7 protein-coding genes are annotated in these 13958 nt (G+C 39.5%); 4 read left to right on the forward strand and 3 right to left on the reverse strand.

Going from position 1 to position 13958, the window contains the following annotated elements; genetic code table 11:
- The first annotated feature begins 120 nt into the window (after positions 1-120).
- Complete coding sequence (locus tag DBR11_RS18950) at positions 121-705, forward strand: HupE/UreJ family protein (RefSeq protein WP_108554201.1); 585 nt, start codon at positions 121-123, stop codon at positions 703-705.
- Between the two features lie 22 nt (positions 706-727).
- On the opposite strand, the gene DBR11_RS18955 is transcribed toward DBR11_RS18950, so the two are convergent.
- Together DBR11_RS18955 and DBR11_RS18960 are read right to left on the reverse strand one after the other, a co-directional pair.
- On the reverse strand, positions 728-3703 hold the full coding sequence (locus DBR11_RS18955) for a DNA gyrase/topoisomerase IV subunit A (protein WP_108554202.1): 2976 nt from the start codon (positions 3701-3703) through the stop codon (positions 728-730).
- 105 nt (positions 3704-3808) lie between these two features.
- Positions 3809-4297, reverse strand: coding sequence for a cytidine deaminase (locus DBR11_RS18960; protein WP_108554203.1), 489 nt, complete (start codon positions 4295-4297; stop codon positions 3809-3811).
- Positions 4298-4421: 124 nt separating this feature from the next.
- Here DBR11_RS18960 and DBR11_RS18965 point away from each other — a divergent pair, with 124 nt between their 5' ends.
- The 3 genes from DBR11_RS18965 to DBR11_RS18975 are packed head-to-tail and all read left to right on the forward strand — an operon-like array spanning position 4422 to position 12876.
- Positions 4422-9539, forward strand: coding sequence for a translocation/assembly module TamB domain-containing protein (locus tag DBR11_RS18965; RefSeq protein WP_108554204.1), 5118 nt, complete (start codon positions 4422-4424; stop codon positions 9537-9539).
- Positions 9523-11874 (forward strand): BamA/TamA family outer membrane protein, encoded by a 2352-nt coding sequence (locus DBR11_RS18970; protein ID WP_108554205.1) that lies wholly within the window; start codon positions 9523-9525, stop codon positions 11872-11874. The genes DBR11_RS18965 and DBR11_RS18970 overlap by 17 nt, the downstream gene beginning before the upstream one ends.
- Positions 11875-11883: 9 nt before the next feature.
- Positions 11884-12876, forward strand: a complete 993-nt coding sequence (locus DBR11_RS18975) for a YihY/virulence factor BrkB family protein (RefSeq protein ID WP_108554206.1) — start codon at positions 11884-11886, stop codon at positions 12874-12876.
- Here DBR11_RS18975 and DBR11_RS18980 read toward each other — a convergent pair.
- Positions 12873-13958, reverse strand: a 1086-nt coding sequence (locus tag DBR11_RS18980; RefSeq protein ID WP_146186584.1) for an ATP-binding protein, incomplete at its 5' end; no start/stop codon positions are given. The genes DBR11_RS18975 and DBR11_RS18980 overlap by 4 nt on opposite strands.

Consider the following 13958-nt stretch of genomic DNA (forward strand, 5'->3'; position numbering starts at 1 on the left):
GTCCTAATTATTAGGGCCCTTTTTTATTAAACAACAAATAGGTACATAGCCATCCAAAAAACAACTTGTAATTAAACAATTTCTTGTTTAATTTAATTTTAATTACGAATTTGGTAATTCATGCAAGATTTTTCTCTTTATTTTCAGCTAGGCTGGCAACATATTCTTGACTGGCGCGGATATGATCATATCCTCTTTGTAATGGTACTTTGTGGCACCTATAGTATTTCTGAATGGAAAAAAGTACTGATCCTGGTCACTGCTTTTACGGTTGGCCATAGCATTACATTAGCATTAAGTGTGCTCAACTATATCCACATCAATACACCACTGGTCGAATTTTTAATCCCACTCACCATACTGATCACGTCAGCCTCCAATATCCTGAACAAAAAGCCCAAGAAGAATGGAATTCAGTTTAAATATATCCTTGCTTTGTTCTTTGGATTAATCCATGGCATGGGATTTTCCAATTATCTAAAAACGATTCTAGGAAAAAGTTCCAGCATTGTAGCCGAATTATTTGCTTTTAATGTAGGTCTTGAATTTGGACAGATTATCATTGTTGCAGGAACATTAATTACCTCTTTTATACTGATATGGATCATAAAAATAAAGAAATGGGACTGGACGTTCTTTCTTTCTTCAGCGGTATTCGGAATTTCCTTCATAATGGCAGCAGAACGCCTTCATGCGCTTTTGTAGACAAAAATAAGAACCGTGACAATTAGAATAATCCCAATTGCCCTTTGTCATCAATATCAACATCATCTGGATTGGTAATCTCGAATTTAATCTTCTTTTTAACTACAGGTTCATTTTCATCGTCCGTACTTTCCTTAACAACCTTTGCTTTTTTAACAGGCTCAGGCTTCGGTACCTCTGCTGGCTTTTGACTCACAAACTTTGGTTTTACCTTAACTGGTGGCTGAGCTGGCTGATCATCTTCTTCTACTTTCGGTTTAATTACTTCAGGTTTCAGTTCTTCGATTACTTCCTCCGCTTTAGGTTCAGGTTCGGCAACAGCCACTTCCTGAACTTCAACTTCTTCTTTTACCTCCAAAACTTCTGCATTAAACTCTGGTTCAATTTCCGCTGATATCTCTACCGGCGCTTGCTCTCCTTCTTCCGAAGCATCAACTTCTGCTATATCTTCGGCAGGCTCTATACCTGGTGGAACGATACTCTCATCAGCTGGCTCTATTTCTTCATGATCCGCAATTACAATGTTTTTAACATCGTGAGGTGTCATTCTGTTTCCATTAGCGCGGATGCCTTTTACATCTATGAATTCGGCCAGCACAATTTCCAGCGTCTCTGGAATCTGAGTTTTACCTTTCAGCACATCCACAGTTAACCTTGCAGCTGGATTACCAGTTAGATATACAAACTTAGATCCCTGTTCTTCACTGATCAGACTCAGTTTTTTTCCAACACCAATACTTTCGAAAAGGAATCTCTTTATGAAGTAGTTCTTGGCTTTACCCTCATATTGTACAACTGCGAAAGGTTTTTCCGGATCATATTTCTGTATCAGAACCAAATCAGCATCAAAGTGATTACTCAGTTCAAAAGTACTGAGTTCGTACCAGCCATCCTTGTGAACCTGCAATATTTTATCGTCACCATCAAATTCACCAAGATATTTTCCTCTTCCATCCACATTCAGACGGCGCAGCAAGTCATCATACCAAATCTTTAGTCCAGATAAAGTAGATACACCCTTAGTCTTTAAGATGATCTTTTTAATTGGATACTTAGATACAATATTTCCCTGTGAGGCACGGCCTTTAATTGCAATTTCGGCAAAGTCAAGGTCAAATACCAGCTTTTTCAGCTTAGTATGTGGTTTAAGCTGAACATTCACAATCTCTGCTTCTCCATTAGGGTTTGCAGTAAAGTAAAGCACTTTAGACCCTTTACCTCCCTTGGTCAGATCATATTCCTTATCTCGGGTTACTCCTACTACAGCAAAACGTTTGATATAAGAAATTCCGCTCGCTCCATCTTTATAAATCATATTATAAATGGTGCGTTCATCTCCTTTCTTAAATACTGCAGCATGGATGATCCCCTTTCCAACAAAGGTTTTATCAGCAACCTTGGTAATAATGCATTTTCCATCCTCCCTGAATACGATAATCTCATCCAGATCAGAACAATCAGCAACAAACTCATCTTTTCGCAAACCGGTCCCAATAAACCCATCCGCGATATTCATATATAATTTGACATTGGCCAGGGCCACTTTTGAAGCCTCGACCCTATCGAACAAACGGATTTCCGTTTTACGTTCACGGCCTTTGCCATATTTATCTTTTAATTTCTGGTACCAGGCAATTGCATAATCAGTCAGATGTCTCAAATGATTTTTAACCACTTTGATTTCATCTTCCAGTGCCTTCATCTGTTCATCTGCCTTTTTAACGTCAAAACGGGTGATACTGCTCATTGGTTTATCGATCAGCTTCTTAAAATCCTCAGGAAGAATCTCTCTGTATAGTTTTGCCTTAAATGGCTCAAACAATACATTTAACACCTCAACAACACCATCAAAATTTCCCGAATTCTCATAGTCAGGATGTTTATACATCCCCTCCTGAATAAAGATTTTCAGCAACGAACTAAAGAAAATCTTCTCTTCCAGTTCGAAAAGCCGGATTTCCAATTCCTGTTTCAACAGGGACTTCGTATGTTTCGTATTTTCAACAAGGATGTCATTAACACTCATGAAATGAGGTTTATCCTCCTTAATGATACAGGTATTTGGTGAAATAGAAACCTCACAGGACGTAAATGCATACAGTGCATCGATAGTGACATCCGGAGAAATACCCGGTGCAAGTTGAATCACAATCTCTACGTTCTGAGCAGTATTGTCCTCTATTTTCTTAATCTTGATTTTGCCTTTATCATTAGCTGATAAAATACTGTCAATTACAGAACCTGTAGTCGTACTGAAAGGAATCTCTGTGATCACTAAAGTCTTTTTATCCTTTTCTGTGATCTTAGCCCTTACTCTGACCTTTCCTCCCCTCATTCCTTCGTTATAAGCAGAAAAATCTGCCATACCTCCTGTAAAGAAGTCAGGAAGAATATTGGGCCGCTCACCTTTAAGGACCTCTATAGAAGCGTCCAGCAATTCCACGAAATTGTGCGGCATAACCTTAGTAGCTAAACCAACAGCAATTCCTTCTGCCCCTTGTGCCAACAACAAAGGGAACTTTACAGGTAAAGTTAAGGGTTCATTATTTCTTCCATCATAGCTGAGCTGCCAGATTGTTGTATCGGCATTAAAAACAACTTCATTAGCAAATTTTGAAAGACGAGCCTCAATATAACGCGGGGCTGCTGCACTATCGCCAGTTACCGGATCGCCCCAGTTTCCCTGACAATCAATCAGTAGATCCTTCTGCCCAATCTGTACCATCGCATCGCCAATAGAGGCATCTCCATGGGGATGGTACTTCATCGTATTACCGATTACATTCGCCGCTTTATTAAAACGTCCGTCATCCATTTCTTTCAATGAATGCATGATCCTGCGCTGTACCGGTTTTAATCCGTCATTAATATGGGGAACTGCCCGGTCCAGGATTACATAAGAAGCATAATCGAGGAACCAGTTTTCATAAAGCCCGTTGATAGGGATTATGTTATGCTTATTTTCTTCGTTAACGTTTTCTTCTAGTTCTTCGCTCATTAAAATGATGTTGGATGTTGTAAATATAACTGATGAATTGAAATTTCTGAACAGAAGTTTTTAACAATTCATTGAGAACGCAAAGATAAGTAAAATCATCTGAAATCAGCCTGATAAACGATCTTCAATAAACACAAAGGGCAACAAACTCCTTATTCCTTTCACCTTTAAAATCTCCCCATTCATACAGTAAAACAAAACCTCGATCTCCTTTTTCTGTCTTTGCTCAAACTCAGCCATGACCTGCAAACAGGCACCACAAGAGGTTATGGGTTTTTCTATTTTAAAATGACCCGTGTAAGCTGTAATAGCCATACTTTCTATTTCAGCGCCGGGATATGCTGCACCAATAGCAAACAAAGCCACACGTTCCGCGCACAAACCAGAAGGATATGCAACATTTTCTTGATTACTACCTAAAACAATTCTTCCATCTGTAAGACGTATAGCTGTCCCTACTTTAAACCCCGAATAGGGCGAATAGGAACTCCCCAGGGCTTCTTCAGATTTCGCACAGAGTATTTGATCCCTCTCCTCCAGATCATTAAAGTCTTTATAAGACTCATAGTTGATCGTCAAATTCAATTTATTCATATTTAAACATACATATTTCTAAACAAAACAACCAAAATCTTTGTTCCATCTATCAATAAAAGCAATTCAATGGCATGATTTTAGTTAAAATTTCTTATCATTAATCAATCAATCTGTATTTCACTTGAATAAATATCTACGTAAAAGTTTAAAGGTTATTTTATGGATCCTATCCATAGTCATTGTACTGATTGTATCAATTGCACTCTCTTTAAACATTCCTGCTGTCCAAAACTTTGTAAAAGAGAAAGCCGTCAGCTATCTCAAAAACAAAACACATACTGAAATTCGCCTGGAAAGCATCAAAATTGCCTTTCCAAAAGATATTGTGCTCAATAAATTCTATATTGAGGATCAGAAAAAAGACACATTACTATACGCACAAAAGTTAGCCGTAGATATTAGCCTGCTTAAGCTCCTTAGTAATAAAGTAGAGATCAACAACATCGAACTAGAAAAAATCAGAGCAAATGTCACCCGCATTAATCCGGATACAGCCTTCAACTTCTCTTTTCTTGCCGATGCTTTCATGTCAGAACAAAAAAAACCGGATGAAGAGGTAAAGAAAGACACCACCTCAACGCTGAAGTTTTCCTTAGATAAAATTTCTTTAAAAGACATTGGAATTGTGTACCGGGATGATGTAGCCGGAAATAATGTAAAGCTACATTTAGGTGAATTTACTTCCAGGATTAAGGATTTTGATCTCGACCACCAGCATTATGTGATCAAAGAACTCAATCTAAAGAATACCTCCTTAAGTTATCTGCAGCAAAAGCCTCTTACCCAGTTAAAAACTCATATAGAAAACAGTATTGATACTGCAAAAACCGCTACAGGAAAGCTACCGCTGGTAGAAATTCAGGACTTTGCTTTTAACAACGTAAAAATTTTGTTTAAGGATCAAGTGTCTAAAATGGACGCGGATATCGACTTAAACAAACTGGCCTTAACTCAGCTGATCGTTGATCTAACCAACAATAAATATAAAGTTGAAGAAGCAAAAATCAATGACTCAAAGGTAATTTTTGGAATGGCTGCAAATAGTACCAAGGCCAACCTGAATCTTCAGGAATTCTCTATGACCAAACTTCTGGCAGACGTAACGAAAGGGAAATATGAGGCCGATCATGCCATATTGAACAAATCAGATATACGCTTTGCCTTCAAGCCAGAAAGTCCGGCAAAAAACGCAAAGAATACAAAAGATACAATTGCTGCGTCCTCTCCTCTTGCACTTCTGATTAAAAACCTGAGTTTTACAGAGAATAATGTTCAGTTTGATAATCTGGCAGCACAGCCCATGAAAGGGATGGATTATAACCATTTAAGGATAAAAAAGCTCGGTTTGAATGCCGAAGGATTGGCTTATAGTGATGCCGGGATTAACGTAAATGTAAAAGACGGAAGTTTTTTAGAAAAGAGCGGTTTCGAACTGAAGCAACTTAAAGGTGAGGTCGTTTATTCCGATAAGCAGATTAAGGTCAATAAATTACTGGTTAAAACGCCAAATACCTCGATAGAAAACAATACTCAGCTCGACTATACCTCTATGGATGATCTAACCAAACATCCGGAACGAGTAAAGATTTATTTCCAGGTCAAAAACACAACTATAGGTCTAAAAGACGCCGCTTATTTTAGCGATGCTGTTCCTGCAAATTACCGAAACGAAAAAATCAAGATCAATGCTACAGCTCATGGCTATATGAATAATCTGGTTATTCCAAATCTGCAGATCAGTGGACTGAAAAGCACCCAGATTGACATTAATGGTACAGCAGAAGGCCTCCCGGATGTAAATAAAACTTTTCTTGACCTCAACATAAAAAAATTCTCCCTAACCAAAAGCGATCTCTTGGTGTTAATTCCCAAAAAATCAATCCCTTCTAATATTACCTTACCGAATGCGATAAGTGCAACAGGCAAATTCAGGGGATCCATGACCAATTTCAATACTGGTTTTAACATCAATACTGATATGGGCTCTGCCAGATTACTAGCCTCTATGAAAGGTCCTAAAGGCAAAGAAAGTTATACAGCTGACGTTGATCTGAATAATTTCAATGTAGGCAGACTTCTCAAAATGGGGCCACAGCTAGGCCGTTTAACAGCAAAAGCCTCTGTTAAAGGCACAGGCCTTGATGCAAAAAAAGCGGCTGCCAACTTCAATGCACAGGTACTGAGTGCCTATTACAATAAGTACACTTATAAAAACCTGCTACTGAGTGGTACTTATGCAGGGCAAAAACTTGATATTAAAAGCAGTATGGCCGACACCAATGTCAATTTCAACCTGAAGGCACTGGTAGATATGGCAGGCAAATACCCCGCTGTTAAAGCCAATGCAGACCTGAAACAGGTTGACCTGCAGAAGCTTAATTTTAGCACAACAGAATTTAAGCTGGCCGGCTTAATCAAAGCAGACATACAAACGGCAGATCCGGATTATTTAAATGGCGATGTTTCTGTAAATGGTCTGCAAGTTGTAAAAGAAGGTCAACGTTTCAATGTGGATACCATTTTAGTCCATTCTGAAGCCTCGGCAACTCATAACCTACTTACCTTGAAATCTGAATTCTTAAGAGCAAAAATTGACGGCAAATATCAACTGACCAATTTAGGCGCTGCAATGATCAACCAGATCAACAAATATTACCAGTTTGGTGAAGTAACCAAAATTCCAGATCAGCGCTTCAGATTCTATGTGAATTTTTACAACCCGAAGATCTTAAAAAACTTCGTTCCGGAGCTAACCACCTTCGCCCCTTCCAGGATGAATGGCCTACTGGATACGCAAAAAGACAGCTTGGTCATGAATGCATCTTTTCCTCAGGTAGTTTATGGGACTTATAAAATAGACAGCACCCGGCTAAACATCAACAACAACAACCAGAAACTCAATTATAAGCTGACCGTAAAAAGCCTGCAAAGCCCCTCATTGGCTTTTTTCAACAACGAAATCAGCGGAGCTGCAATGAATAATGATTTGAACTTAAACATCTATCTACGCGACAGCAAACGCAAAGACAAATACGTTTTGGGAGGTCTCTTTAAATCCATTAACAAGGATTACAGATTTAGCCTGGATCCACAAAAGCTATTACTCAACTACGACAAGTGGGTTGTTGCACCGGAGAACTACCTGCAATTTGGACAATCAGGTATCCTGGCCAATCAGTTTAACATCAGCAGCGGCGGACAGGAATTGCGTATCAATAGTGACAGCAACACTCCAAATTCCCCCCTTAAAGTTGAGTTTAAAGACTTCAAAATAGAAACACTAACTCGCTTTGCAGAGGCAGATAGCGCGCTTGTTGGTGGCTCAATTAACGGAACTGTAAATGTTAAAGATTTGGTGAACACACCTAAATTTGAAGCCAATTTAACAATTGATCAATTGCGATATCAGAAAGATATGCTAGGTACACTCAGGATTGCGGTAAATAACAATACTGAAAATGCCTATGAAACGAATATTGCATTATCAGGTGTTCATGAACTTAGGGCAAGTGGCTTCTATTATACGGCACCTCAAAGTGCTTTGGATCTCACACTAAACATTGATAAAATAGACCTCAAAGCGATAGAAAGCCTGTCTATGGGCCAAATCAGAAAAGGAACGGGTACAGTAAGCGGAGAACTATCTGTTAAAGGCTCATTAGATGCACCAAAAGTATTAGGAGATATTAAATTCAACCAGGCCGGATTCAATGTAGCTTACGTTAATTCTTTCTTCAGAATGCCTAACGAAACCATCAGTTTTACAGATACCGGCATCAATTTCCAGAAATTTACGATTCTGGATTCATTGAACCAAAAAGCTGTGATTACCGGAGGAATATTAACATCGGATTACCGGAACTTTAAATTCAATATGGACATCCGCACCAACAATTTCAGAGCATTGAACTCTACATCCGCAGACAATGAAATGATTTATGGTACAGTTTACCTCACCAGCACCATTAAAGTGCGGGGCGACCTGAACCAGCCGGATATAAACATGAATGTTAAAGTAGAGGACAAAACCAAATTCTTCTTTGCTATGCCTCCTGATGACCCTACAGTAATCGATCAGGAAGGCATTGTACAATTTGTTGACTTTAGCGCCCCTCCGTATAATGGCAAAAAGGCACTTTCAGTAAAAGATTCTGTAAGTAAAGCGCCTATAACTGGTATAAATCTTAGTGCAACGATAGAAATTGACCCTAATGCCGAGCTTAATGTGGTGGTTGACCCAGGCAACGGTGATGCCCTAAAAGTAAAAGGGCAGGCTGCACTTACAGCAACGATGGATCCCAGCGGAAAAACCAGTTTGACCGGAAGATATGAAATCTCGGATGGCAGTTACAATTTAACGGTAGGCCCAGCTAAAAAAACATTTAAATTACAACAAGGTAGTAATATTGTATGGACGGGAGATCCAACTTCGGCAAACGTAGACCTTACAGCTTTGTATGAAGTAAGTGCTCCCCCTGCCGATTTGCTGAATAGCACAGATAATGAAGCAAAAAACAAACTCCCTTTCCAGGTTTACCTGATGATGACCGGAGAGTTGATGAAACCGGTGATCAAATTCAAAATTGATCTGCCTGAAAACGAAAGAGGTGCTCTAAGCGGATCTGTATACGGAAAATTACAGGCGATAAATAGTGATGAAGGCGAGCTAAATAAACAGGTATTCGCATTAATGGTACTGGGCAGGTTCATTGCAGACAATCCTTTCCAGAGCCTGGGTGGTAATGGCAATGGCCTGGTGACCGATTTTGCACGTTCCAGTGTGAGTAAACTACTCACCGAGCAACTCAACAACCTCGCCTCCGATCTTGTAAAGGGTGTAGACATCAACTTCGGCATCAATTCCTCTCAGGATTATTCTTCTGGTCAGGTAGAGAACAATACCGCATTAGAGGTGGGCTTATCTAAAAAACTCCTGAGTGACAGATTAATTGTTACTGTAGGAAGTTCCTTCGGACTGGAAGGACAAAACCAGGGAAATTCAACCAATATTGCCGGGAACGTAAATATTGAATACCTTCTTTCTAAAGATGGCAAATATAGATTAAGGGCCTACAGACGCAATCAAAATGAGGGTGTTATTGAAGGTCAGCTGATAGAAACCGGCGTTGGTTTCGCCCTTGTCGTAGATTATAATAAATTCAGGGAGGTTTTTCAGAAATTCTCCAAAAAGAAAAGAAACAGAGTAGAACAGAAGCCTAAAGATGAAAAAAAGAATTAAACCGATCCTATGTATACTGAGTTGTATGATTTGGGCTGCCTGCAGCAGTACCAAGGGACTCAAGCCGGGAGAGATTTTATATACCGGAGCAGAAGTAAAAATCAATCCGGATTCTTCTGTGAAAATTACAGATCAGAAAGAGGTTAAAAGCACTCTTGAAAGCAAGACCAGACCAGAGCCAAATAAATCCATACTGGGCGTAAAATATAAGCTTGGTTTCTATAACCTTGCAGGAGAGCCTACAAAACCCAAAGGCTTCAGACATTGGTTACGTACCAAAATGGGTGAACCACCCGTGTTGTTAAGCCAGGTAAAGATTCCCTATAACAATGCAGTACTTAAAAGCTACCTGATTAGTCAAGGCTACCTTCAGTCTGATGTGATGGGTGACACTGTGGTTAAGGGAAAGAAAGGAAAGGCTGTATATACTGCAAATACAGGAATCAGGTACAAAATTAACAGCGTTTCTTTCCCTTCGGACAGTAGTGGTGCACTTGCTAAAATTGTCAATAACAATAAAGGAAAAACATTGTTAAAAGTAGGGAATAACTATAATCTCGATGTATTTAAAAATGAACGTATTCGCATAGATAATGATCTTAAGGAAAGTGGATATTTCTACTTTAGCCCGGATTATCTGATCCTGCAGGTAGACAGCACGGTTGGGAAACAGTTGGTCGATATCCGGATCAGAGTAAAAGAAATTGCCCCGGATGCAAGCTTAAAGCCTTATACCATTAACAATATCAATATCTATCCGAATTATACGATCAGAAGAGACAGCGCATTAAGAAAATCAACGCCAACAGTCTATAATGACTTCAATATCTATGATCCTAAACATACTTTCAAAGACCCCCTGTTCAACCGCTTGGTTTTCTTTAAAAAGAACGAGTTGTATAATAGGAAGGACCATAGCCAAACACTGAACAGATTGGTAAATATTGGTGTATTCCAAACCGTAAAAGCTGAATTTGTGCCTTTGGACAGTTTTAAAAATGACCAGTTGGACTTGAACATATTCCTTACTCCATTGAAAAAAAATTCATTGACTTTCTCTGTTACAGGAACCAGTAAGTCTAATAATTTTATGGGCTCGGAAGCTAAAATTACCCAAACCACCCGGAATCTTTTCAGGGGGGCAGAACAACTGGACGTCAGTGTAAGCGGTGGATTTGAAACGCAGGTTGGTGGACAATCACAAGGCTTAAATTCTTTTTCTTTGACAGGAGAGGCTAAACTAACTTTTCCCCGATTTATCACCCCATTCCGCGGTATTAACAGCACAAATGCTTATATCCCCAAAACAATTGCCTCCTTGTCTTATCAACGGCTTCACCGGGGTTATTTATATGACATCAACTCCTTTAAAGCAGAATATGGATACAAATGGAATGAAAATCAATATAAAGAACACGCCTTCAATCCTATTTCCGTTAATTACGTAACTTCAAGTTTAACTAATGATACCACACTAAGAGATAGTTTACTGAATGTAATCCCAGGTTTAAGAAATGTAATCGAAAAACAATTTATTATTGGAAGTAATTATAGTTTTACTTATACCAATCAGTTTGAAGATTACAAAAAGAACAATATTTATTTTAATGCCACACTGGAAACTGGCGGTAATGTTTGGGGCTTATTTTCCAGTAAAAATTCTGACGGCAAAAATGCGATATTCGGGCTTCCGATTAATCAGTTTGTCCGTGTGGAAACAGATTTCAGGGATTATCTTAAACTTACTAAAAACGTGATCTGGGCTAATAGGATAGATCTCGGCTATGGCTATGCTTACGGCAATCAAACCAGCTTGCCCTTTGTGCGGCAATTTTTTGCAGGAGGGACAAACGACATCCGCGCATGGGCAGCCAGATCGATTGGACCTGGTACTTATTATTACAAAAACGACCCCAAAGCTGCAAATACAACTTATGTAGACCAAAGCGGAGACATTAAAGCACTCATCAGTTCAGAGCTACGGTTTAAACTAGCGGGTAGACTATATGGCGCCCTTTTCGTCGATGCAGGGAACGTGTGGCTTAGAAAAGAGGACATGGGCACGCCCGCCACCGCTGACAGCCCAGGTACCCCGCCACGTCCGGGATCCGGCTTTGACTTTAAAAATGCACTAAGCCAGTTTGCAGTAGGTACTGGTGCCGGGTTACGTGTAGATGCCTCTATCTTCGTCATTCGTCTAGATGTAGCCTTTCCCGTACGGAAACCATATAATGAACCCGGAGAGCGTTGGGTATTTAACCAGATCGCCTTTGGCGACAGCGGATGGCGCAGCGAGAACTTAGTCTATAACATAGGGATCGGATATCCCTTTTAAGTACAATACATGACGTTTATAAAAAAGATCATACATTTTTTCAAAGCACTGGGCAATTTGTTTATTGCGGCAGGAAATGGCTTTATAGATGACCGGGTTACCAAACTTAGTGCTTCACTGGCTTACTACACGATATTTTCTCTCACACCACTCATCATGATCATCATCTCTGCCGCCAGTTTGTTCTTTGGTGATAAACTTGACCCAGATACCCAATTATTTGCGGAGATCAATGAAATGATTGGGGAACCGGCAACAAGGCAATTGCAAAGTTTCGTAATCAATGCCAACTTATCCGGCAGAAGTACCATTGGTCTTATCATAGGTGTGACTACCCTTATTATTGGATCAACAGCAATCTTTGTTGAAATACAGGACAGCATAAATCTCATTTGGAAAGTAAAAGCCATCCCTAAAAAAGGCTGGAAAAAACTCATCATCAACAGACTGTTGTCCTTTTCATTAATTGCCTCTCTTGGTTTTCTGTTACTGGTTACTCTAGTTGTGAACAGTATTGTCGTAGGACTAGGCAACAAGCTTGGCGGACTCGCTTCCAAGGTCGGTATTGAAAAGGTATCCGAACTCTTTATGCTGATCCTAACCAATGCCCTCACACTTGCTGTGGTCACTTCTATCTTTGCCATTATATTTAAAGTGCTCCCGGATGTGATTATTAAATGGAGACCGGCAATTATAGGCGCGTTATTTACTGCCCTGCTCTTTAGCCTTGGAAAGTATCTGATAGGTATCTATATTGAAAAAGGAAATCCGGGCTCTGCTTTTGGAGCGGCAGGTTCTATTATTGTTATTTTACTCTGGATCTATTATACAGCTATCATACTTTATTTTGGAGCAGAGTTCACGCAGGCTTATGCAGAGAAATATGGCCATGGGATACAACCTAGCAAATATGCTGTTCACACAAGAACCGTTGTTGTAGAGAAAAAAGTTGATGTCTTACCTCCACAACATCCCAATGAAACTACAAATGCGAAAGATTAAATATACTTTTTAATCTTATCTATCAGTTCTTTTTCCAGGAAAGGTTTTAATACCAGATCATTCATACCGACCTTTAAATAGGCATCTCTGTTCTCCTGTAATACATGTGCAGTTATCCCCAGAATAGGGATACCAGACTTTTCAGGACCGCCGTTATAGCGAATTTCGTGAGTGAGTTCTACCCCACCCATTACCGGCATCTGAATATCTGTAAGTACAAGATCATATTCGTTATTCTTAAATAAATCCAGCGCTTCTTTTCCGTCATAAGCAGAGTCATAGATCATTTCCCATTTCTTCAGAATAGTCTGGGCCAGCAGAACATTCATTTTATTATCATCTACAAGCAGTATCCTCTTTCCGGCCAGAGTAGTCAAAGGACCTGCCTTTTTATCAAGTGGCGTTTCTACCTTTTCAGTTTCTTCCACTATAGGAAAAGGAATTTCAAAGCTAAATACCGATCCCTTATCAACCACGCTGCTCACCTCAATTTTGCCACCCTGTAATTCTACTATTTTTTTACATATGGCCAGTCCCAATCCTGTTCCTTGTTGTTTAGATCGAGAAGAAGAATAAGACTGGTAAAACTCATCAAAAATATATTCAAGGTCTTTTTTCACGATACCTATACCTGTATCTTCCACGCGAACTTTCAGAATACCTTGTTGTTTCTCCTCCAGATCAAACTGAACACTGAGGCTAACTTCTCCATCTGCCGTAAATTTGATCGCATTGGTCAATAAGTTCATGACCACCTGTTTTAACCTAAGTCTGTCCCCTGTCAGACAGAGTGTTTTGTCTAAAACCACATTATCGATGAGCTGTATGTTTTTATTCTCTGCAAGAACATGCATGCTATTAAACACTTCCTGTATTTCTTTAAGGGGGAAGAATGGCTGTGATTCGAAGTTTCCTTTTCCAATTTCATACTTGGAAAAATCCAGAATCTCATTCACCAGCTCCAGCAGCATTTCAGACGATCTTCGGATGGCCCTCACCTGTTCCTTTTGCTCTATGTCCAGACTGCTTTTACCTAACTGTTCTGAAAATCCAATTACAGAATTTAAGGGCGTGCGCAGTTC

This window comes from Pedobacter sp. HMWF019 (genome assembly GCF_003061025.1).
Lineage (GTDB): Bacteria > Bacteroidota > Bacteroidia > Sphingobacteriales > Sphingobacteriaceae > Pedobacter.